General features: G+C 70.1%; 20 protein-coding genes. 17 read left to right on the plus strand and 3 right to left on the minus strand.

Annotated elements, in window-relative coordinates; genetic code table 11:
* Positions 1–95: 95 nt before the first annotated feature.
* The 16 genes from pdxS to ACGFJ2_RS06065 all read left to right on the plus strand — a co-directional run bounded on the left by pdxS (position 96) and on the right by ACGFJ2_RS06065 (position 17968).
* On the plus strand, positions 96–1016 hold the full coding sequence (gene pdxS / locus ACGFJ2_RS05990; protein WP_357654753.1) for a pyridoxal 5'-phosphate synthase lyase subunit PdxS: 921 nt from the start codon (positions 96–98) through the stop codon (positions 1014–1016).
* 221 nt (positions 1017–1237) lie between these two features.
* Positions 1238–2920 carry an alkaline phosphatase D family protein gene (locus ACGFJ2_RS05995; protein WP_393465149.1) on the plus strand — a complete coding sequence of 561 codons (1683 nt, stop codon included), beginning with the start codon at positions 1238–1240 and terminating at the stop codon, positions 2918–2920.
* A gap of 84 nt (positions 2921–3004) precedes the next feature.
* Positions 3005–3427, plus strand: coding sequence for a MarR family transcriptional regulator (locus tag ACGFJ2_RS06000; protein ID WP_357955582.1), 423 nt, complete (start codon positions 3005–3007; stop codon positions 3425–3427).
* A gap of 43 nt (positions 3428–3470) precedes the next feature.
* On the plus strand, positions 3471–4634 hold the full coding sequence (locus tag ACGFJ2_RS06005) for an MFS transporter (protein ID WP_393465153.1): 1164 nt from the start codon (positions 3471–3473) through the stop codon (positions 4632–4634).
* A gap of 78 nt (positions 4635–4712) precedes the next feature.
* A complete protein-coding gene (gene pdxT, locus ACGFJ2_RS06010; RefSeq protein WP_357955577.1) occupies positions 4713–5291 on the plus strand; it encodes a pyridoxal 5'-phosphate synthase glutaminase subunit PdxT in 579 nt (192 codons plus the stop codon).
* Positions 5292–5294: 3 nt separating this feature from the next.
* Entirely contained in the window at positions 5295–6047 is a 753-nt protein-coding gene (locus ACGFJ2_RS06015) for a YebC/PmpR family DNA-binding transcriptional regulator (RefSeq protein ID WP_357955574.1), read from the plus strand.
* Between the two features lie 41 nt (positions 6048–6088).
* The gene (locus ACGFJ2_RS06020; protein WP_393465157.1) at positions 6089–7723 is read left to right on the plus strand and encodes a carbohydrate ABC transporter permease; all 1635 of its coding nucleotides are present in this window, start codon (positions 6089–6091) and stop codon (positions 7721–7723) included.
* A gap of 11 nt (positions 7724–7734) precedes the next feature.
* Complete coding sequence (gene eis, locus ACGFJ2_RS06025; RefSeq protein ID WP_393465160.1) at positions 7735–8892, plus strand: enhanced intracellular survival protein Eis; 1158 nt, start codon at positions 7735–7737, stop codon at positions 8890–8892.
* Positions 8893–9076: 184 nt separating this feature from the next.
* Complete coding sequence (ruvC, locus tag ACGFJ2_RS06030; RefSeq protein WP_393465163.1) at positions 9077–9712, plus strand: crossover junction endodeoxyribonuclease RuvC; 636 nt, start codon at positions 9077–9079, stop codon at positions 9710–9712.
* The gene (gene ruvA, locus ACGFJ2_RS06035; protein WP_393465166.1) at positions 9709–10314 is read left to right on the plus strand and encodes a Holliday junction branch migration protein RuvA; all 606 of its coding nucleotides are present in this window, start codon (positions 9709–9711) and stop codon (positions 10312–10314) included. Before ruvC ends, ruvA begins: the two co-directional genes overlap by 4 nt.
* 16 nt (positions 10315–10330) lie before the next feature.
* The gene (gene ruvB, locus ACGFJ2_RS06040; RefSeq protein ID WP_357955567.1) at positions 10331–11362 is read left to right on the plus strand and encodes a Holliday junction branch migration DNA helicase RuvB; all 1032 of its coding nucleotides are present in this window, start codon (positions 10331–10333) and stop codon (positions 11360–11362) included.
* Between the two features lie 218 nt (positions 11363–11580).
* Positions 11581–12006 (plus strand): preprotein translocase subunit YajC, encoded by a 426-nt coding sequence (gene yajC / locus ACGFJ2_RS06045; protein ID WP_358187222.1) that lies wholly within the window; start codon positions 11581–11583, stop codon positions 12004–12006.
* A gap of 42 nt (positions 12007–12048) precedes the next feature.
* On the plus strand, positions 12049–13866 hold the full coding sequence (gene secD / locus ACGFJ2_RS06050) for a protein translocase subunit SecD (RefSeq protein ID WP_357955564.1): 1818 nt from the start codon (positions 12049–12051) through the stop codon (positions 13864–13866).
* 1 nt (position 13867) lies between these two features.
* Entirely contained in the window at positions 13868–14857 is a 990-nt protein-coding gene (gene secF, locus ACGFJ2_RS06055) for a protein translocase subunit SecF (RefSeq protein ID WP_358187212.1), read from the plus strand.
* A 227-nt stretch (positions 14858–15084) separates the two neighbouring features.
* On the plus strand, positions 15085–15603 hold the full coding sequence (locus ACGFJ2_RS06060; protein ID WP_357955560.1) for an adenine phosphoribosyltransferase: 519 nt from the start codon (positions 15085–15087) through the stop codon (positions 15601–15603).
* 175 nt (positions 15604–15778) lie between these two features.
* On the plus strand, positions 15779–17968 hold the full coding sequence (locus ACGFJ2_RS06065; RefSeq protein WP_357955558.1) for a bifunctional (p)ppGpp synthetase/guanosine-3',5'-bis(diphosphate) 3'-pyrophosphohydrolase: 2190 nt from the start codon (positions 15779–15781) through the stop codon (positions 17966–17968).
* Between the two features lie 13 nt (positions 17969–17981).
* Here the strand turns inward: ACGFJ2_RS06065 and ACGFJ2_RS06070 are convergent, their stop codons facing one another.
* From ACGFJ2_RS06070 to ACGFJ2_RS06080, 3 genes are all read right to left on the minus strand, one after another.
* Positions 17982–19097: a cupin domain-containing protein gene (locus ACGFJ2_RS06070; protein WP_393465173.1), complete on the minus strand. Its 1116-nt coding sequence runs from the start codon at positions 19095–19097 to the stop codon at positions 17982–17984.
* Positions 19098–19270: 173 nt separating this feature from the next.
* Entirely contained in the window at positions 19271–20500 is a 1230-nt protein-coding gene (locus tag ACGFJ2_RS06075) for a DUF349 domain-containing protein (RefSeq protein ID WP_357955554.1), read from the minus strand.
* Between the two features lie 60 nt (positions 20501–20560).
* Positions 20561–21454, minus strand: coding sequence for a peptidylprolyl isomerase (locus ACGFJ2_RS06080; RefSeq protein ID WP_357955552.1), 894 nt, complete (start codon positions 21452–21454; stop codon positions 20561–20563).
* 138 nt (positions 21455–21592) lie between these two features.
* Between ACGFJ2_RS06080 and ACGFJ2_RS06085 the strand changes: the two genes are divergently transcribed.
* Positions 21593–22273, plus strand: coding sequence for an MBL fold metallo-hydrolase (locus ACGFJ2_RS06085; RefSeq protein WP_357955550.1), 681 nt, complete (start codon positions 21593–21595; stop codon positions 22271–22273).
* The last annotated feature ends 8 nt before the right edge of the window (positions 22274–22281 follow it).

Genomic DNA, 22281 nt, shown 5'->3' on the forward strand with positions numbered 1-22281 from the left:
ATGTACAAGAGGGCTGATAAATCCTGACATGGTGGCGTGTCAGGAGAGAGGCCCTCAGGACCTACCATGGGTTTGATAACTTACCGTTCGCTTTTGTGAGGAAGACCGTCGTGTCCAGCACGCCCGAAAACACCCCCGTCACCGGCACCGCGCGCGTCAAGCGTGGCATGGCCGAGATGCTCAAGGGCGGCGTCATCATGGACGTCGTCACCCCCGAGCAGGCGAAGATCGCCGAAGACGCCGGCGCCGTCGCCGTGATGGCCCTGGAGCGCGTGCCCGCCGACATCCGCGCGCAGGGCGGCGTGTCCCGGATGAGCGATCCCGACATGATCGACGGCATCATCGCCGCCGTGTCGATCCCGGTCATGGCCAAGGCCCGCATCGGCCACTTCACCGAGGCCCGCGTGCTGCAGGCCCTGGGCGTCGACTACGTCGACGAGTCCGAGGTGCTGACCCCGGCCGACTACGCCAACCACATCGACAAGTGGCAGTTCACCGTGCCCTTCGTGTGCGGCGCGACGAACCTGGGGGAGGCTCTGCGCCGCATCACCGAGGGCGCGGCCATGATCCGCTCCAAGGGTGAGGCCGGCACCGGCGACGTCTCCAACGCGGTCACCCACATGCGGACGATCCGCGGCGAGCTCAAGCGGCTCAGCTCGCTGCCCGAGGACGAGCTCTACGTCGCGGCCAAGGAGCTGCAGGCGCCGTACGAGCTGGTCGCCGAGGTGGCCCGCACCGGCAAGCTGCCCGTCGTGCTGTTCACCGCGGGCGGCATCGCCACCCCGGCCGACGCGGCGATGATGATGCAGCTCGGCGCCGAGGGCGTGTTCGTCGGCTCCGGCATCTTCAAGTCCGGCGACCCGGCCAAGCGCGCCGCCGCCATCGTCAAGGCCACCACGTTCTACGACGACCCCGACGTGATCGCCAAGGTCTCGCGCGGGCTGGGCGAGGCGATGGTCGGCATCAACGTCGACGACATCCCCCAGCCGCACCGCCTCGCCGAGCGCGGTTGGTGACATCGGCCGCTGTGCGGCGTGTCGCCGCAGGTCACGCATGACTCGGGATGAAATGATCTAGTACGCCGGGCACACCGCCACGACGACGGAAATTTCCGAAGAGGGCGATATCCGCGAAGGATGTCGCCTTTTTCGTGTTAGGTGGTGTTCACCCGGGCGTCACGATTCTGAGTCAGGCTACGGGACGCCCCCCTCCCCATTGATCGTCCCAGGAGCGCCCCGTGTCCAAGCTCAACCGCCGGCACTTCCTCGTGGCCGGGTTAACCGCGGGTGCCGCCGCGGCTCTCCCGGCCACCGCCGCCCACGCCGACCCCACCCCGGACCCCGCCGCCGAGACCGCCCAGAGCCTGGCCTCGCGGGGCCTGACCACCGACCCGTTCACGCTCGGCGTCGCGAGCGGCGACCCCGACCACGAGGGCTTCGTGCTGTGGACCCGGCTGGCCCAGCAGCCGCTGGCCGAGGACGGTTTCGGCGGCATGCCGCAGCGGCCGTTCCCGGTGCTGTGGCAGATCTACTCCGACGAGCGCTGCCGCCGCGTGGTCCGCAGCGGCGTCACCGTGGCCGCCCCCGAATGGGGCCACAGCGTGCACATCGAGGTCGACAGTCTCGGCTCCGACCGTGAGTACTGGTACCGCTTCCGCGTCGGCCCCTACATCTCGCCCGTCGGCCGGGCCAGGACCGCCCCGCACCCGCTGTCGTACGGCGGCGCCCTGTCGATGGCCTTCGTCTCCTGCGCCCAGTACGAGCACGGCTACTTCACCTCCTACCGGAGGCTGGCCGAGGAGCACCCGGACCTCATCCTGCACCTGGGCGACTACCAGTACGAATACACCAAGAACACCTACAACATCCCCGGCGGCAACGTACGGAACCACGAGGGCCCCGAGACCGTCACGCTGGCCAACTACCGCCAACGCCACGCCCAGTACAAGGCCGACCCCGACCTTCAGGCCGCCCACGCCGCCGCCCCCTGGCTCGTCGTCTTCGACGACCACGAGGTGGACAACAACTGGGCCGACGAGGTCCCGGAGCACGCCGAGGACCAGCCGACCTTCCTGCAGCGCCGAGAGGCCGCCTTCCGGGCCTACTACGAGAACATGCCGCTGCGCCGCACCTCCATCCCGCGCGGCATCGACATGCAGCTCTACCGGCGCGTGCGCTGGGGGCGGATGGCCAGCTTCCACATGCTCGACACCCGCCAGTACCGCGACGACCAGGGCTGCGGCGACGGCTACAAGGACTGCCCGGCCGCGGTGGACCCGGCGAGGTCGATCACCGGCGCGGCGCAGGAGGAGTGGCTGGTCGACGGCTTCCACAAGTCGCGGGCGCAGTGGGACATCATCGGCCAGCAGGTGTTCTTCGCCCAGCGCGACAACAACGCCGGCCCGGCCAAGGTGACCAGTATGGACGCCTGGGACGGGTACGTCGCCTCCCGCCAGCGGATCACGCAGGGCTGGGTCGACGCCAAGGTCCGCAACCCCGTCGTGCTGACCGGTGACGTGCACGCGCACTGGGCCAGCGACCTGAAGCTGAACTACGACGACCCGACCGGCCCGAGCGTGGGCTCCGAACTGGTGGCCAGCTCGATCTCCACCGGCGGCGACGGCGCCGACTCCGACCCGGCCACGCACCCGTTCCTGGCCATCAACCCGCACCTGAAGTTCTACAACAACCAGCGCGGCTACGTGCTGACGAAGATCGAGCGCGACGCGCTCACCGCGGACTTCAAGGTGGTGCCCCACCTGCGGGAGCCCGGCGCGGAGGCGTACACGAGGGCGACGTTCGTGGTCGAGGACCGCGTCCCCGGCGTGCAGCAGACCTACCTGCGCCCGCTCGACCCGTCCGTGCTCGCGCGGCGCGTCACGGTGGACGAGACCGTCCGCCTGGAGACCGAACGCCCGTAAATCCCGGCGAGGCGGCGTCCGACAGGGCGCCGCCTTTTTCGCGCCTGGAATATTAGCCAGGCTAAGTTAGTTAGGCTAAGTATCATGAGGGACGATCCCACCGAGCTGGCCGAACAGGTCTCCGCGGTGCTCCGCCACCTGGTGCTGCTGCTCAGGCGCACGGTGGCGGGCCAGCCGGTCACCAGCCAGCAGTACGCCGTCCTCGGCTCCCTGGAGCCCGGCCCCCGCCGGATGACCGAGCTGGCCGAGGAGCACGCCGTACAACTGCCCACCATGTCCGTGCAGATCAACCGCCTGGAAGAGGCGGGGCTGGTGGCCAGAGGCACCGACCCGGCCGACGCCCGCGTCAGGACGGTCGAGCTCACCGACGAGGGCCGCGTCCGGCTGCGGGCCGTACGCCAGGCCAGGATCGCCCACCTCAGCCGGGAACTGGCGGCGCTCAGCGATGACGAGCGAGCCGCCCTGGCGGTCGCCTTGCCCACGTTGGCGAAGCTCGGCCGCACATGAGAGGAGCACTATGCAGTCCGGTGGCGGAATCCTTCGTCAGCCGATGTCCGTCTGGGCCACCGCCTTCGCCGCGGTGGTCGCCTTCATGGGCATCGGTCTCGTCGACCCCATCCTGCCGTCCATCGCCCAAGGTCTGAAGGCCACGCCCAGCCAGGTGTCGCTGCTGTTCACCAGCTACTTCCTGGTGACCGCCGTCGCCATGCTGCTGACCGGCTGGGTCTCCAGCCGCATCGGCGGCAAGCGCACCCTGCTGGCCGGGCTCTCGCTGGTCATCGTCTTCGCCGCGCTCGCGGGCACCTCCAGCAGCGTCGCCGAACTCGTCGGCTTCCGCGCCGGCTGGGGCCTGGGCAACGCGCTGTTCGTGGCCACCGCGCTCGCCGTCATCGTCGGCGCGGCCAGCGGCGGCGGCGCCGCGGCCATCATCCTGTACGAGGCCGCGCTCGGCCTGGGCATCTCGGCCGGTCCGCTGGCCGGCGCCCTGCTCGGCGACTGGAACTGGCGAGCCCCCTTCTTCGGCACCGCCACGCTGATGGCCGCCGGTTTCGTGCTGATCGCCACGCTGCTGGAGGCGACGCCCAAACCCGCCGTCAGGACCAAGCTGAGCGCGCCCCTGCGGGCCCTGACGCATGGGGGCCTGTCCACCACGGCCTTCACCGCGCTGTTCTACAACTTCGCCTTCTTCACGATCCTCGCCTTCACCCCGTTCATCCTGCACATGACCGCCTACGGCATCGGCGCGGTGTTCTTCGGCTGGGGCGTGTGCGTGGCGCTGGCCTCGGTGTTCGGCGCGCCGCCGCTGCAGCGCCGGATCGGCTCGGTGAACGTCCTGCACCTGGCGCTGGCCGTGCTGGCCGTCCTCCAGGTCGGCATCGCCGTGTCGGGGCACGCCGGGATCATCGTCTGCACGATCCTGTCCGGCATCCCGATCGGCCTGAACAACACCGTCTTCACCGAGTCGGCCATGGAGGTCTCCGACGCGCCCCGGCCCGTCGCCTCCGCCGGTTACAACTTCGTCCGCTGGATGGGCGGCGCGCTGGCCCCCTTCATCGCCACCAAGCTGGGCGAGGAACTCGGCGCCCCGGTCCCGTACGCGCTCGGCGCCCTGTGCTGCCTGATCGGCATGGCCATCCTGTACGCCCGCCGCCACCACCTGAGCGCCCTGTCCCGCGTGGACGTCGTGGCCCAGGAGGCCGCCGCGGCGGCGTGATCGCCCACCCCTAGGAAGATCCCAGGCCGTCCTGGTGTTGAATTGTCCGAAACCCGTAAGCCGGACGGAAGGATCACCGTGCCCACGATCGGTGTACTCGCTCTCCAAGGGAGTGTGCGCGAGCATGTGCGCATGCTCCAGGAGGCCGGCGCGTCGGCCATCGCCGTACGCCGGCCCGCCGAGCTGGACACGGTCGACGGCCTGGTCATCCCCGGCGGCGAATCGACCACGATGTGGAAGCTCGCCGACACCTTCGACCTGCTCGAACCCCTGCGGATGCGGATCAAGGACGGCATGCCCGCCTACGGCTCCTGCGCCGGCATGATCATGCTGGCCGACCGGATCGAGGACGGCGCCGAGGGACAGCAGACCATCGGCGGCATCGACATGGTCGTCAGGCGCAACGCCTTCGGCCGCCAGATCGACTCCTTCGAGTCCGATCTGGACTTCGCCGGCGAGCGGGTGCACGCCATCTTCATCCGCGCCCCATGGGTCGAATCGGTCGGCACGGACGTCGAAGTGCTGGGCATCGCCGAGCCTGGGGATAGGATCGTCGCGGTCCGCCAAGGACCGCTGCTCGCGACCTCGTTCCACCCTGAGCTGACGGGTGACACGCGCGTGCACCGATACTTCGTAGACATGCTGAGGGAGCTCTAGGTAATGTCCGGCCACTCCAAATGGGCGACGACGAAGCACAAGAAGGCCGCGCTCGACGCCAAGCGCGGCAAGCTGTTCGCGAAGCTCATCAAGAACATCGAGGTGGCGGCCAGGACCGGCGGCCCCGATCCGGACGCCAACCCGACGCTCTTCGACGCCATCTTCAAGGCCAAGAAGAACTCGGTGCCCAACGACAACATCGAACGGGCCCGTAAGCGCGGCGGTGGCCTGGAGGCGGGCGGCGCCGACTGGCAGACCATCATGTACGAGGGCTACGCCCCCGGCGGCGTCGCGGTGCTCATCGAGTGCCTCACCGACAACCGCAACCGCGCGGCCTCCGAGGTGCGCGTCGCGCTCACCCGCAACGGCGGCTCGCTGGCCGACCCCGGCTCGGTGTCCTACATGTTCAACCGCAAGGGCGTCGTGCTCGTGCCCAAGCAGGGGCTCGACGAGGACGACGTGCTGACGGCGGTGCTGGAGGTGGGCGCCGAGGAGGTCAACGACCTGGGCGACTCCTTCGAGGTCGTCTCCGAGGCCGGCGACCTGGTCCCGGTGCGCAAGGCGCTCCAGGAGGCGGGCATCGACTACGACTCCGCCGAGTCGAGCTTCCTGCCCACGATGAGCGTGCCGCTCGACGAGGACGGCGCCAAGAAGGTGTTCCGCCTCATCGACGCGCTCGAGGACAGCGACGACGTGCAGAACGTCTTCGCCAACTTCGACGTCTCCGACGAGGTCATGGAGAAGCTGGAAGCGTGATGGCGCACGCCTGATCTGAGTCCGCTGTAAGGTCGGGCGTCGTGACCTCCCCCCGTACCTCTACCGACATCTCGCCCGCTTTCGCGTCTCCGGCCCTCGGCTGGCTGCTCCTGCTGCCGGCCCTGCTGGGCACGTTGATCACCTTGCTCCTGCCCACCGTCCAGACGATCCTGCTCAGCCTCCAGTCGGCCGGGCTCACCGGCCCGAGCGTCTTCGTGGGACTGGCCAACTACGGCCAGGTGCTGGGTCAAGGGGCGTTCTGGAAGGCACTGGTCTTCACGCTGTCCATAACGGTCATCCCGCTGCTGGTGGCCGTGGTGGTGGGACCGCTGCTCGCGCTGGCGCTCGACTGGTCGGGCGCCTGGCCGAGGCGCGCCGGGCGGATCGTGCTGTCCCTCGCCATAGTGGCGTTCTCGCCGGTGGCCGTAGCGGTCTCCTGGATGCGCGGGCTGATGCCCGAGGCGTCCGGCCTGGCCACGATGGCCGAGGGCCTGCGCGACCCCGCCACGGCTCCGGGAACGCTCCAGCTCATCCTGGCCGCCGCCACCTTCGGCGTGGTCTGCGCGCTGGCGACGATGGCGTTCCTGCCCGCGCTGCGCGGCGGCACGGTCTCACCGGCCATGCTGGCCGTGGGCGGGCTCGTCGCCCTGGCGATGGTCGCCGCCGGGCTGCAGACGTTCGCGATCGGGCTGACCATGACGCACGGCGGCCCCAACGGGTCCACGCAGACGCTGAGCCTCGTCCAGTACACCTACAGCTTCATGGTGGGCAGGGTCGGGCTGGGCGCCGCGGTGGCGACCGTCATGGGGCTGGTCCTGGGCGTCCTGGGGATCGGCGCGGTCTGCGTGGCGGCGGCGAGCGGCATGCGCATCACGGTCGAACCCCGCGGGGCGACCCCGGATCAGGCCGTCGTACGCGCCGGCTCCGGGGCCAAGGTGATCGTCGGCGTGGTGGCGCTGGTGGTCGTCGCCGCCGTCGGGCTCGCCTTGACCTGGCCGTGGCTGTCGGCGCTGCTGGCGCCCGTCCAGCCGGGATCCGCGGCCCCGTCCGGGTGGCGCACGGTTCTCAACACCTGGGCGCCCGCCCTGATCGGCGCGCTGGTGTCGGTGGGCGTCGCCTACCTCGGGGCCCTCGGCATCGGCGGGCTGCGGCCGCTGGGCCGCAGGAGCGAGTGGCTGCTGCTGGTGTTCGCCCCCTGGCTGTTCGTCGGGATGGGCCCGCTGAGCCTGGCCGACTGGCGCACCATCCGCGGCATGAGCCTGATCGACTCCTTCATCGCCCTCGTCCAGCCGGTGCTGGTCAGCGTGCCCGCCCTGCTGATCCTGACGCTGCTGTGCAAGGGGCTGGCCGCGCGTGCCGGCAAGGACTTCCTGAGCGGCGTGGTCCTGCCCTCACTCCCCATGGCCGGCATCCTCGTCCTGGCCGTCACGCTCGTGAACGGCCAGGAACTCCTGTGGCCCCTGCTGGTCGCCCAGGACCCCGGCCTGGCCACCGCGCCGGTCGAGCTGCTCACCCGGACCAGCGGCTACACTTCGGCCCCGCCCGACGTCGGCCTGGCCACGCCGCTGGCCGTGGTCGCGGTCGCCCTGATCGGGATCGTCGCCGCGCAGCTGCTCTACCTCGACCGGCTCGCCATCACCGTGGGCCGTTCGCGGGCGGACGCCTCACCTGCGTAAATTGTGGGACCGTGGACATCCGTGATGTGACCTCCGACGACCTTGACGCCGTTCTCGACCTCCGCCAGCGCTCCTTCGGCCTGGTTCCGGCCGCCGAGCGGGAGCGCTGGCGCCAGGCGGCGCTGCCCGCGCTGGCCGAGGGCCGCTACCTGGGCATGTTCGACGGGCCCAGGCTGGTCGCGACCTCGCGGCTGCGCCCGTTCACCCAGTGGTGGCACGGCAAGCCGCAGCCCTTGGCCGGGGTCGCGGCCGTCACCGTCAGCCCGGAGGATCGCGGCAAGGGCGTCGGCGGCCGGCTCATGCAGGCCACCGTGGAGCGGGCCGTGGCGTTCGGCGACGCCGTGTCCGCGCTCTATCCGGCCACCACGCCGCTCTACCGCTCGGCCGGCTACGAGCACGCGGGGGCGCAGCACCGCGTCACGCTCCCGGCCGAGGCGCTGCGGACGATCCCGCCGAGCGGCCGGGTCGAGCTGCGCAGGATGGGTCCCGGCGACGCGGCCGAGGTGGTCTCGGTGCTGCGGCGGGCACACGGCGCCGCTCGCGCCTCCGGCCCGGTCTCATGGGACGAGCGCACCTGGGCGCTGTGGCTCGGCCGGGAGGACGACTTCCTCTATCTGGCGCCGGACGGCTACGTCGTCTACCGCTGGGCCGGCCCGGACATCGAGGTCGACAACCTCGTCGCCGAGTCCGAGGAGACCGCCAGGGCGCTGTGGTCGCTGGTGGGCAGCGCGTCGTCGATGGCCGAGCACGTCACCGCCAACGTCGCGCCCGACGACCCGGTGCTGTGGCTGCTGCGTGAGCGGTCCACGGAGCACATCAAGCAGGTGCGGTGGATGTTCCGCGTCCTCGACGTGGCGGCGGCCGTGGAGCGCAGGGGATACCCGGCCGCCGTCGCGGGCGAGGCGGTCGTCGAGGTGACCGACCGGCTGCGGGCGGGCAACACGGGGCGCTGGCGGCTGGAGTTCTCCGGCGGCGCCGGGGCCGCCACGCCGCTCGGGGACTCGGGGGAGTCCGGGGCGGTGCTGTCGATCAACGGCCTGTCCGCCCTGTACGCGGGGATCCCGGCGGCCACGCTGCGGCGCGGCGGCCTCATGTCCGGGCACGAACGCTACGACGAGCTGCTGGACACCGTCTTCGCCGCCAAGCCGTACATGCTGGACTACTTCTGACCGCCCCAGCCACGTCCGCTCTCCGGCGGTCCTACGGTCGCGGGCGTTCCGGAGGGCCGGCGCACGGTCGCGGGTGTTCCCGGCGGATGGCCCATGCTCGCGGGCGTTTCCCGATGCGCGGGCACGTCAGCCGGGGTAGAGTCTCGTGCCGAACAGATGTTCGGCGGCGCGGGGAGGCAGGCCGGTGCGGGTGATGGGCGTCGATCCGGGGCTGACCCGGTGCGGCCTTGGCGCGGTCGAGGGGCGGCCGGGCGCGCCGCTGTCCTTGGTGGCCGTCGGCGTGGTGCGCACCGGCGCCGACGAGGAGCTGGGCACCCGGCTGGTCGGCATCGAGGCCGGCATCGAGCAGTGGCTCGACGACGTGCGTCCCGACGCGGTGGCGGTCGAGCGGGTGTTCAGCCAGCACAACGTCCGCACGGTCATGGGCACCGCCCAGGCGGCGGGCATCGCGGTCCTGTGCGCGGCCAGGCGCGGTCTGCCGGTCGCGCTCCACACCCCGTCCGAGGTCAAGGCCGCCATCACCGGCAGCGGCACCGCCGACAAGAAGCAGATCGGCGCCATGGTGACCCGCCTCCTGCGGCTCAGCGAGATGCCCAAGCCCGCCGACGCCGCCGACGCGCTCGCCCTGGCCATCTGCCACGTGTGGCGCGGCGGCGCCCAGCACAAGCTGGCCGAGGCCGTGGTCAGAGCCCAGAGCCGCACAGCCCGGGCCCCCCGTACGACACAGGGCCGCACGGCCCAGAGCCGCACGACAGAGGACCGCACGTCCCTGAGCCGTATGGCAGAGGGCCGTACGACAGGGAAGGACGTGGCGCTGTGATCGCGTCCGTGGCCGGGCAGGTGACGGCGATCACCCCCTACGGCGCGGTGATCGAGGTCGGCGGGGTCGGCATCCTCACCCACTGCACACCCGCCACCCTCGCCGCGCTCAGAGTGGGCGAGGAGGCGCGGCTGGCCACGTCGCTGGTGGTGCGGGAGGAGTCGCTCACCCTCTACGGCTTCACCACCGCCGACGAGCGCACCGTCTTCGAGCTGCTCCAGACGGCCAGCGGCGTCGGCCCCAAGGTGGCGCTGGCCATGCTCGCCGTCCACACGCCCAACGCGCTGCGCGTCGCCGTGGCCTCCGCCGACCTCAAGGCGCTCACCAAGGTGCCGGGCATCGGCCCCAAGGGCGCCCAGCGCATCGTGCTGGAGCTCAAGGACCGGCTCGGCACGCCCGACGAGGCGCTCGACGCGGCCCTCAACGGCGACCGGCGGGCGGCCGCCTGGCGGGACCAGGTCCACTCGGGCTTGGTCGGGCTGGGCTACTCCGCCAAGGACGCCGACGAGGCCATCGCCGCGGTCGAGCCGGAGGCGGGCGACGACCCGCAGATCGCCGTCCTGCTCAAGGCCGCCCTGCGAACGCTGAGCAGCGCGCGATGAGCGGGGAGGTCCAGGCGTGAGCCTTGAACGTGATCTCGTCTCGCCCGACGCCGAGGGTGACGAGCTGCAGATCGAGGCGGCGCTGCGGCCCAAGCGGCTGAGCGAGTTCATCGGCCAGGCGCGGGTGCGGGAGCAGCTGTCGCTGGTGCTGGAGAGCGCCATGCGGCGCAATCGGCCGCCGGATCATGTGCTGATGAGTGGTTCGCCGGGTCTGGGCAAGACGACACTGGCTATGATCATCGCAGCCGAGTTGAGCGCTCCGCTCCGCATCACCTCAGGGCCGGCCCTGGAGCGGGCCGGTGATCTCGCGGCCATCCTGTCGACGCTGGCCGAGGGCGAGGTGCTGTTCATCGACGAGATCCACCGAATGGCCCGCCCCGCGGAGGAGATGCTCTACCTCGCGATGGAGGACTTCCGGGTCGACATCATCGTCGGCAAGGGCCCCGGGGCCACCGCGATCCCGCTCGACATCGCGCCGTTCACCCTGGTCGGCGCCACCACCAGGGCCGGTCTGCTGCCCGCGCCGCTGCGCGACCGGTTCGGCTTCACCGCGCACATGGACTTCTACGAGGTCGAGGAGCTGGAGCGGGTCCTCTACCGCTCGGCCAGGCTGCTCGAGGTGACGCTGCCGGGCGAGGGGGCGCACGAGATCGCCAGGCGCTCGCGCGGCACGCCCCGCATCGCCAACCGCCTGCTGCGCCGGGTCCGTGACTTCGCCGACGTGCGCACGGAAGGCGTCATCGACCGCGACATCGCCTCCGCGGCGCTCAACCTGTACGAAGTCGACCCCGAAGGGCTCGACCGGCTCGACCGCGCGGTGCTCGGGGTGCTGCTGCGCAAGTTCGGCGGCGGCCCCGTCGGCCTGTCGACGCTCGCGGTGGCCGTCGGCGAGGAGCCGGAGACGGTCGAAGTGGTGGCCGAACCCTTCCTCGTACGCCAAGGACTGCTGGCCAGGACCCCGCGCGGCCGGGTCGCCACCGCCGCGGCGTGGCACCACCTCGGGATGACACCGCCACCCGACGCATTCGGAGCGACACTTTTCGACTGATCACAGAACGGTTGCAACCGTTTCAATATGGGAACTTCCCCGCGCGCCGAAACGCTGCTTCGTTGCCGCGTTTCGCAACAAGCGCCTACACTCCGTGGCTTGGCTGGCTGTGTAGGCTGACGGGCTGAGCGGCGCGGCCCCGAGGCTACGCACGGAATTTCCGGCGCGAGGCCGGTGTCAACTTCTTGTACGACAATGGAAGGTCGCCCCTTATGAACATGGGACAACTCGGAAGCATCCTGCCGCTGATCCTTCTGGTGGTGGTGTTCTACTTCTTGCTGATCCGTCCCCAGCGCAAGCGCCAGCAAGAAGCGACCGCCATGCAGAACTCATTGGCTCCGGGTGCCCGTGTCATGACCACCACCGGCCTGTTCGGAACGGTGGTGGCGGTGGACAATGAGGACGTGATTCTCGAGGTCGCCCCCGGGATCGAGACCCGATGGGTGAAGGCCGCCATCGGGCGTGTCGTCACTCCCGGAGACGCTCCGGCCGACGAGCCTCTCGCCGACGAGCCCGTCGCGGACGACACGGCCGGCCACGAGGTAGTCAAGGGCGACGACGACAAGGACAACACTCCCCGTGAGGAGACCGAGACGACCGTGGAGCGCAACGGCGGCAAGGACTCCAGCACCAAGCAGTCCTGACTAGGCTCTGCCTCAAACCCCTATCTGAAAGACTGACGACCAGTGGCCCGACCGACCAGCCGCCACAGCCGACCGGGGCGAACGCTCCTGGTGCTGCTGGCGCTCATCATCGCCCTTGGTGGGACGATGTTCCTGCAGAAGGCGTTCACGCCCAAGCTGGCACTCGACCTCGCCGGCGGCACGACGGTGACTCTGTCTCCCGTGACCCTGAACGGCGCCGCCCCGCCTGAGGAGATCCTGGACCGCGCGGTGAACATCATCCGCGACCGGGTCAACGGCACCGGCCTGTCCGACGCGGAGGTCGCCAAGTCAGGCGACAACATCATCATCTCCGTTCCGGGCGCGGGTCAGGAGGAGGTCATCAAGCTGGTCGGCACCACGGCGGAGCTCCGCTTCCGCCAGGTGCTCGCCATGGCGGCCACGCAGACTCCGCAGGAGCTCGCCACCGAGGCCCCCAAGCCGGGCACCTCGCCGTCCGCCGCCCCGTCCAGCACGGCAACCTCCAAGCCGTCGGCCAAGCCGTCCTCGTCTGCTGGGGCCCCCAAGCCCAGCACGTCGCCCACGGGCAAGGCCCTGTCCTCGGCGCTCGTCGCGCCGACGGCCACCCCCTCGGCCGGCGCTCCGGCGACCGAGGCGCCCAAGGCCCAGGAGACGCCGAAGGCTCAGGACACCAAGAAGGGCCAGAAGGACGCCAAGGCCACCCCGGCGCCCACCCCGACGTCGAGCGGCCAGCCGCCCACCCAGGACCCCACCGCGGGGATCGACACCCAGGGCATCGACCCGGCCGTGCTCGCGCAGTTCAACAAGCTCGACTGCAGCGACCCGAAGAACCGCGGCAAGGGCGTCCAGGACGACCCGGCCAAGCAGTTCGCCGCGTGTGAGTCCGACGGCAGCCTCAAGTACGTCCTCGACGTGGCCAAGGTCGTCGGCACCGACATCTCCTCGGCCAGCGCCGGCGTCCAGCAGGGCAGCACGCAGTGGCTCGTCCAGCTCGACTTCAAGAGCAGCGGCGCGAGTGAGTGGAGCAAGCTCACCTCGACCGCGTACAACTCGAAGGAGCCGCGCAACAAGGTCGCCGTCGTGCTCGACGGCGTCGTGATCACCGCGCCCAACATCATCGGCCCGATCCCGGGCGGCCGCGCCGAGATCACCGGCGGCTTCACCCAGAAGACCGCCACCGACCTGGCCGACCAGCTCAAGTACGGCGCGCTGCCGCTGAAGTTCAACCCCAGCTCGATCGACACCGTGTCCTCGACGCTCGGCCAGGACCAGCTCATGGGCGGCCTGATCTCCGGCGCCTTCGGCCTCGCCCTCGTGGTGCTCTACTCGCTGTTCTACTACCGCGGCCTGGGCATCGTCGCCGTCCTCAGCCTCGCGGTCGCCACGATCATCACGTACACGGCGGTGGTCGTGCTCGGCCACAACGCCGGGTTCCGGCTGTCGCTGCCGCACATCATCGGCCTGGTGGTCTCGATCGGCATCACCGCCGACTCCTTCATCGTCTACTTCGAACGCATCCGAGATGAGATGAAGGAAGGGCGGCGGACGCTGCGCGCGGCCGTCGAGGTGGCCTGGGTGCGTGCGCGGCGCACGATCCTGATCGCCGACGCCGTCATGTTCATCGCCGCGATCGTGCTCTATCTGCTGGCCGTGGGCGGTGTGGCCGGGTTCGCGTTCGCGATGGGCCTGACCACGCTGATCGACATCGTGGTCGTGTTCCTGTTCACCAAGCCGCTCATCGCGGTGCTGGCCAAGCTCAAGTTCTTCGCCAAGGGTCACCCGCTGTCCGGCCTCGACTCCGAGCGTATGAGCCAGGACCTTGGCACCACCGGCCGTACGACCACCCCGCAGGAGGCCTGAGATGGGACTGGGGCGTCGCCTCTACCGCGGCGAGATCGACGTTGACTTCGTCGGCCGCTGGAAGCTCTGGTACAGCCTTTCCGGCTTCCTGCTGATCGTCTCCCTCGCCGGGCTGCTCATCAACGGGCTCAACCTGGGCGTGGAGTTCAAGGGCGGGTCGGTCTTCTCCTTCAAGGCGCAGACCGCCACCATCCAGCAGGTCCGCTCCTCCTTCCTCGACGAGGGCGTGCACCAGCCGATCGTGCAGACGGCCGGCGACCGCTGGCGGGTCACCACTGAGACCCTTGACACGGCGGCGGTGACCAAGGTCCAGAACGGCATCGCGAAGGACTTCAGCGTCCCGGTCAAGGACGTCGACATCCAGTCGATCGGCGCGTCCTGGGGCGGTGAGGTCTCCAAGAAGGCGTGGATCGGCCTGGGCGTCTTCATGCTGGCGATCATTCTCTACCTGTCCATGGCGTTCGAGCCGAAGATGGCGCTGGCCGCCATCGTCGCGCTCATCCACGACCTCGTCATCACGGCGGGCGTCTACGCCTGGTCGGGCTTCGAGGTCACGCCCGCGACGCTGCTCGGCTTCCTGACCATCCTTGGTTATTCGCTCTACGACGCGGTCGTGGTGTTCGACATGATCAAGGAAGTCACGGCCAAGCTGGGCACCACGTCGAAGCAGACCTACTCGATGGCGGCCAACAACGCCCTCAACCACACGCTGATCCGATCACTGAACACCTCGCTGGTCGCGATCCTGCCGGTGGCGGCGATCCTGTTCATCGGCACCACGCTGCTCGGCGCGGGCACGCTGAAGGACCTGTCGCTGGCCCTGTTCGTCGGCATGATCGTCGGCACCTACTCCTCGCTGTGCGTGGCCACGCCGCTGCTGGTGACGCTGAAGGAGCGGGAGCCGAAATACCAGGCCATCGCCAGGCGGCTCGCCTCCACCGGCACCAAGGGTGGCAAGGGCGCCAAGAGCGCGGCGACGGCCAAGGGCTAGCCCGGCTCGGCCCACACGGGCCCGCACACGCGTGAACGACGCCTCCGCCCAGATGGGCGGGGGCGTCGGCTTGTAGAAGCCCTGAGGGCCCTCACAGGGCCGGACATAACCGGGTGAATGCCACTTACCACCCCCCGGCAGGCGCCGGTGGTCCGCCGGATGGGCCATCATGGAGGCCGTCAGTCGTGGGAGAGGACCGCCAGGCGGTCAACCGAAGGAGTGCCGTCATGAGCGACCTGAGCTCGTTGATCTGCGACCGGATCAGGGACGTTCCCGACTACCCCCAGGCGGGAGTCATGTTCAAGGACATCACCCCGCTACTGGCCGACCCGGTGGCGTTCACGGCCGTGGTCGACGAACTGGCCGGCGCGTTCGACGTGGACAAGATCGTCGGGATCGAGGCGCGGGGCTTCATTCTGGCCGCTCCGGTGGCCTACCGGGCGGGGGCTGGATTCGTGCCCATCAGAAAAAAGGGCAAACTCCCCTCCGAAACCCTGGAGGAGTCCTACGATCTCGAGTACGGATCCGCGACCATCGAGGTGCACCGCGACGCCTTCGCCGAAGGCGACCGGGTGCTCATCGTCGATGACGTGCTCGCCACCGGCGGCACGGCGGAGGCCACCGTACAACTGGTGCGCAGGGCCGGTGCCGAGGTCGTCGGCGTCGCCGTACTGATGGAGCTGGCCTTTCTCAAGGGACGCGAGCGTCTCGCGGGAGTGGATTTGCGCTCCCTTGTGATCGTCTGAGCCCGCCCCGAGAGAGGCCAGGTTTGTCACCTGGATACACTGGGGGGCCTGGACTCGATAGTAAGGAGTCTGTGTGCCCCGTGATGTGGTCGTGCCCGACGTAACCGACGCTGGGAGTGCCGAGACGGCGCCCGGTGTCCCGGCGGTGCGTCGACGGCGATTTGGGGGTGGGGCCATGAATCCGGTGCTGGAGCCGCTGTTCAGGACGGTTCGCGCCACCCACCCCAAGGCCGACCTGCGCCTGATCGAGCACGCCTACGACGTCGCCGCCTACCACCACCGCGACCAGAAGCGGAAGAGCGGCGACCCGTACATCACCCACCCGCTGGCCGTGGCCACCATCCTGGCCGAGCTGGGTACCGACGACGAGACGCTCTGCGCGGCCCTGCTGCACGACACTGTTGAGGACACCGCCTACGGCCTCGACGAGCTGCGCGGCGACTTCGGCGAGACGATCGCCTCGCTGGTCGACGGGGTCACCAAGCTCGACAAGGTCAAGTTCGGCGACGCCGCGCAGGCCGAGACGGTGCGCAAGATGGTCGTGGCGATGTCGCGCGACATCCGGGTGCTGATCATCAAGCTGGCCGACCGGCTGCACAACATGCGCACGATGCGCTACCTGCCCGAGCACAAGCGCCACCAGAAGTCCCGCGAGACCCTGGAGATCTTCGCCCCGCTGGCCCACCGCCTGGGCATGAACACCATCAAGTGGGAGCTCGAGGACCTCGCCTTCGCCATGCTCTACCCCAAGCGCTACGACGAGATCGCGCGCATGGTGTCGGAGCGGGCCCCGCGCAGGGACCTGTTCCTGCAGGAGGTCATCGAGAAGGTCTCCGGCGACCTGCGCGACGCCAAGATCCGCGCGCTGGTCAAGGGCCGGCCCAAGCACTACTACTCGGTCTACCAGAAGATGATCGCCAGGGACGTGGCCTTCGACGACATCTACGACCTGGTGGGCATCAGAGTCCTCGTCGACAGCGTGCGCGACTGCTACGCGGCCCTCGGGACGATCCACGCGCGCTGGAACCCGGTCCCCGGCCGGTTCAAGGACTACATCGCGATGCCCAAGTTCAACATGTACCAATCGCTGCACACCACGGTGATCGGTCCCGAGGGCAAGCCCGTCGAGCTGCAGATCCGCACGCACGCCATGCACCACAGGGCCGAATACGGCGTGGCCGCCCACTGGAAGTACAAAGAGGAGGTCGGCGCCCCGGGCCCCGCCGGCAAGGTCAAGCCGGGCAGCGACATGGCCTGGCTGCGCCAGCTCCTCGACTGGCAGAAGGAGACCTCCGACCCGGGCGAGTTCCTGGAGTCGCTCCGCTTCGACCTGTCGGTCTCCGAGGTCTACGTCTTCACCCCGCGCGGCCAGGTGGTGGCGCTGCCGGAGGGGGCGACCCCGGTCGACTTCGCCTACGCGGTCCACACCGAGGTCGGTCACCGCTGCATCGGCGCCCGCGTGAACGGCCGCCTGGTGCCGCTGGAATCGCGGCTGGGCAACGGCGACACGGTCGAGATCTTCACCTCGAAGTCGCCCGACGCCGGTCCGTCACGCGACTGGCTCAAGTTCGTCAAGTCCGGCCGCGCCCGCAACAAGATCCGCCAGTGGTTCTCCAAGGAGCGCCGCGAGACCGCGATCGAGGCGGGCAAGGAGGCCATCGGCCGGGCCATGCGCAAGCAGGGGCTGCCGCTGCAACGCCTGATGTCCGGCGAGTCGCTGCTGGCCCTGGCCCGCGACCTGCGCTATCCCGACGTGTCCGCGCTCTACGCGGCCGTGGGGGAGGGGCACGTCGCCGCGCAGACGGTCGTGCAGAAGCTCGTGGCCTCCATCGGCGGCGTCGACAGCGCCGAGGAGGACATCGCCGAGACCTCGCTCCCGACGCGCCTGCGCGGCCGTCCCCGGGGCGGCGGCGCGGGCGTGGTCGTCGCGGGCGACTCCGATGTCTGGGTACGCCTGTCGAAGTGCTGCACCCCGGTGCCCGGCGACGAGATCGTCGGCTTCGTCACCCGGGGGCACGGCGTGTCCGTGCACCGCGCCGACTGCACCAACATCATGCAGCTCAAGTCGCAGCCCGACCGCCTGGTGGAGGTGAGCTGGTCGCCGGGCGACGACTCGGTCTTCCTGGTGGCCATCCAGGTCGAGGCCCTCGATCGGCCCCGCCTGCTGTCCGATGTCACCCGGACCCTGTCCGACCAGCACGTCAACATCCTCAGCGCCTCGGTGACCACGTCGCGGGACCGGGTGGCGGTCAGCAAGTTCACCTTCGAGATGGGCGATCCCAAGCATCTCGGTCATGTGCTGAAGGCCGTCCGCAACATCCAGGGCGTTTTCGACGTCTACCGGGTCAGCGGCGCGAGCACGTAGCCGGACCGGGAGATCAGGTGCCGGGCCGGCGGCTCAGGTGGGTGGACAGATCGGGCAGGTTGACCACGATCGCGTCCTGCGTGCTGCGGGCGATGACGACCACGGCCTCCTGCTCCGGATCGGGATTTTCTTCGCGGTGCGGGACATAGGGCGGGACGAAGATATAGTCACCGGGTTTCGTCTCCAGCCGCGTCTCGCGTGCGTCCTGGGGGTCGAGGAACACGAACGACGGTGTGCCGCTGACCACGTAGATGGCCGTCTCCGACTCCCCGTGGTGGTGATCGGCCGAGCGCGTCGACGGGGCGACGTGGGTCTGGCCCATCCACAGCTTGCCGGACCCGGCCGTACGCCCGCTGACGGCGGCCAGGCGGTGCATGCCGGAGCTCTGGGCGGTCTCGGACGTCAGATCGCCTGAGGCGATGTGGCGCAGCCGCTGGTGGAACGGGTCCCCATCGGCCCGGTAGCCCTCCCACAGGCGCCCTCCGGCCCGCTCCAGCACGCTTCCTGCCGTGGCGGCCAGGCGTACCGGATCGTCGTGGGCGGACAGCAGTTCGTCGGCGAGCGCGGCGTCGTACGCGCGCAGCTCGCGCAGCAGCCATTTGCCCGAGCCGTGCCAGCGGCCCGCGGACGTCAGCGCCAGCCGGGCCGACTCCTCGACGACCTGCCAGCGGATGAACGCCAGCTCGCCCGGGTCCGTCGCGCCCGCCAGGTCGTCGAGCAGGTCCGACAGGACGTAGCGGGCCCGGTCCAGCATCCGGGGCGCGGCGGGGCCGGGACCGGCGGAGAGGCGTTCGCGCATGACCGCCTGGACCTCGGCGGCGCGGCCCGCCCGGTCGGTGAGCACCACGCCCTCGGCGCACAGGCGCGGCAGGGTCGGCCAGCGGGCGGCCAGATCGCGGTCGGCCCAGCCGGTCAGGCTCAGCTCGGTGTGCACCAGCAGGTCGACCGGCCAGTCATGCCACCGCAGCGACTCGCGGTAGGGCACGGCCAGGCCGTCCAGCACCACGACCACGTCGAGATCGGACCGGCTCGTGCGGTGGCCGGTCAGCGCGCTGCCGCCCAGGAAGGCGTAGAGCGCGTCCGGGAACAGCTCGGCGACCAGGGCGCGCGCGGCGGGCACAGGTTCCATGCCCAACACCTTAGAACTCCCCGAGCCGGCCGGGCACCCCGAACACGGGGCATCCCCGACGCCGGACAGCCCCAACGCAGGACATGCCGGGCGCCGGGTACGCAGGCGACCCCCTTCGCCTGCGGAATGGCGCGAACCTCAGTGGATCGGCCCTCAGTGGATCTTCGCGAACCTCAGCTGAACTCGGCCAGCGTCCGCTCGGCCTCCTCCAGCCACGAGCGGCGGGCCGTGATGGCCTCCTCGGCCTCCTTCACGTCCTTGGCGCGTCCGGCCGCCTGAGCCTTGGCCAGACGCTTCTCCAGCTGCTCGATCGAGGTGCGCAGCTGGTCGACCGTGCTCTGGGCGCGGGCCCTGGCCTCGGGGTTGGACCGCTTCCACTCGGCGTCCTCGGCCTTGCGCACGGCGTCGTCCACCTTGCGCAGGCCGCCTTCGAGGCGGTCGCGCTGCTCGCGCGGCACCGGACCGGCCGCCTCCCAGCGCTCCAGGATGTGGCGCAGCGCCGCCCTGGCCGTGCGGACGTCGGTGACCGGAAGGATCTTCTCGGCCTCCGTCAGCAGCACCTCCTTGAGCTCGGCGTTGGCCGCCAGGGACGCGTCGCGCTCGGCGAACACCGCCGAGCGGGCCTGGAAGAACAGGTCCTGGGCGCCCTTGAAGCGCGCCCACAGCTCGTCCTCGGCCTCCCGCGACGCCCGGCCCGCGCTCTTCCAGCGCTGCATCAGGTCGCGGTAGACGGCCGCCGTCGTGCCCCAGTCGGTCGAGTCGGCGATCGCCTCCGCCTCGGCGACGATGCGCTCCTTCTCCGCGCGTACGCCCTCACGCTGCTCGTCGAGCCCCGCGAAGTACTGCTTGCGCCGCTTGGCGAAGGCGGTGCGGGCGGCCGACAGCCGCTTCCACAGCGCCGCCTCGGTGACGCGGTCGATGCGGTCGGCCGCCTTCCACTCCTCGACCAGCTGGCGCAGCCGCTCACCGCCCGACTTCCAGTGGGTGGTCTCGTCGGCGATGCGCTCGGCCTCGTCGACGATGCGTTCCTTGACCGTCCTGGCCTCGGCGCGCGCGTGCTCGCGCGCGGCCTTGACCTCCTCGCGCCGCTGCGCGACCGCCTCCGTCAGGCCGTCGAGACGGGCCGTCAGCGCGGCGAGGTCGCCGATGGCGTGCGCGTCGGCGACCGCTTCGCGGAGCTTGACGATGCTGGCCTCGGCCTGCGCCGGGGCCAGGTCGGTGCCTTTCAGCCGCTGCTCCAGCAGCGTGACCTGGCCGGCCAGCTCGTCGTACTTGCGATGGAAGTAGGCCAGCGCCTCGTCCGGTTCACCGGCCTGCCAGGACCCGACGGCTCGCTCTCCCTCAGCCGTACGCACGTAGACGGTGCCGTCGTCGTCTACCCGGCCCCACGGGTCGGTGCTCACCGTGTCCTCCCGCACTATCCATCAGACCCTTCGGGACTACTGTCCCTAGTTTGTATTACGTCAGCTCTTGCCAGAGAATGTCACGCTTTTGATTTCGACGGTTTCCTTAGGTGCGCCCGTACCATCCTGCATGGGAGTGATGACACCTGCTTTGTTCACCTTGTCTAGGATGTCCAGACCCTTGGTGATGGTACCCACCGGTGTGTAATCCGGGGTGAGTCCGAGGTCGCCGAAGACCAGGAAGAACTGGCTTCCGGTGCTGCCCGGCGCCTGCGTCTTGGCCATCGCCATCACGCCGCGCTTGTAGGTGGCGCCCTTGAGGTTCTCCTCGGCCATGACGTAGCCGGGGCCGCCCGCGCCGTCCGACTCGCCCTTGCCGTCGGCCTTGGCCTGCGGGTCTCCGCACTGCAGCATCGGGAACTGGGCGCTGCCGAGCCGGTGGCACTTGCTGCCGTCGTAGAACTTCTTCTCCGCCAGGTAGGCCAGCGAGTTGACCGTGCACGGCGCCTTGGCGTTGTCGAGCTGCACCTCGATGTCGCCCAGGTTGGTGTTGAGCGTCATCGTCTTGGTCGCCGGCTTGAGTTTCACCTTCTTCGGCGGCAGCCCGACGTCCTTGACCACGCCGCCGCCCTTTTCGGCGACGTAGTCGCAGGTGCCGGTCTTGGCGTCGAACGGCTTGGGCCCGGCGGCGGCCGAAGCCGAGGCCGTGGGCGCCGCCGTGTCCTGGGCGGAGGTCGAAGGCTGCGCCGTCGCGGCGGCGTCGGTCTTCGAGTCATCGCCGCCGCCCAGCAACGCGACCGCCGCCACGATGCCCCCCACCACGACGACCACGCCTACCGTGGAGCCGATGATCGCCGTGCGCTTGGCGCGCTGCTCGCGTTCGAGACGGCGTGCCAGCTGCCGCTCGTGGTGCTCGCGTGCCAGCTGTTTCTGCCGGTCCTTCCCCGTGGCCACCGCTTTGCCTCCCATAGTCAATCAACTGAGGTGGGCGAATCGTATCGGCCAACGGGTAATGATTCGCAGCCCGGCGACCCGCACCGGTACCCTTCGGTTACATTCCCATTGGCTTTTTGACGAGATCAGCTGAGGCAGATGCTCATCGCAGGCTTCCCCGCAGGGGCCTTCCAGACCAATTGTTACGTCGTCGCGCCCGCAGCGGGCGAGGAGTGCGTGATCGTCGATCCAGGTCAGGACGCGGTCGACGGGGTCGAGGAACTGCTGAGAGAACACCGGCTCAAGCCGGTGGCGGTGCTGCTCACCCACGGACACCTCGACCACGTCTGGTCGGTGGCCCCGGTCTGCGGCGCGCGCGACGTGCCCGCCTGGATCCATCCCGACGATCGCCACCTGCTGAGCGATCCGGCCGCGGGCTGGTCGCCGTCGAGCTCGGCGATGTTCGGTGGCATCACGCTGAGCGAGCCCGACGACGTGCGGGAGCTGTCCGACGGCGCCGTGCTGCCGCTGGCCGGGCTGGAGCTCGTGGTCGACCACACCCCCGGCCATACCAGGGGGTCGGTGAGCTTCCGGCTGCCCGATGACGACATCCTGTTCTCGGGTGACCTGCTGTTCGCCGGCTCCATCGGCCGCACCGACCTGCCGGGCGGCGACTACCCGACGATCCTGCGCAGCCTGGCCGGCAAGTGCCTGCCGCTGCCTGACGATACGGTCGTCCTGCCGGGCCACGGACCACAGACCACGATCGGCCACGAGCGCGCCACCAATCCATATCTGAAGGAAGCCGCGCCGCACGCCGGTCCCACACGAGGCATCTAACAGGGATC

Source organism: Nonomuraea sp. NPDC049028, from assembly GCF_043197735.1.
Taxonomy (GTDB): domain Bacteria; phylum Actinomycetota; class Actinomycetes; order Streptosporangiales; family Streptosporangiaceae; genus Nonomuraea.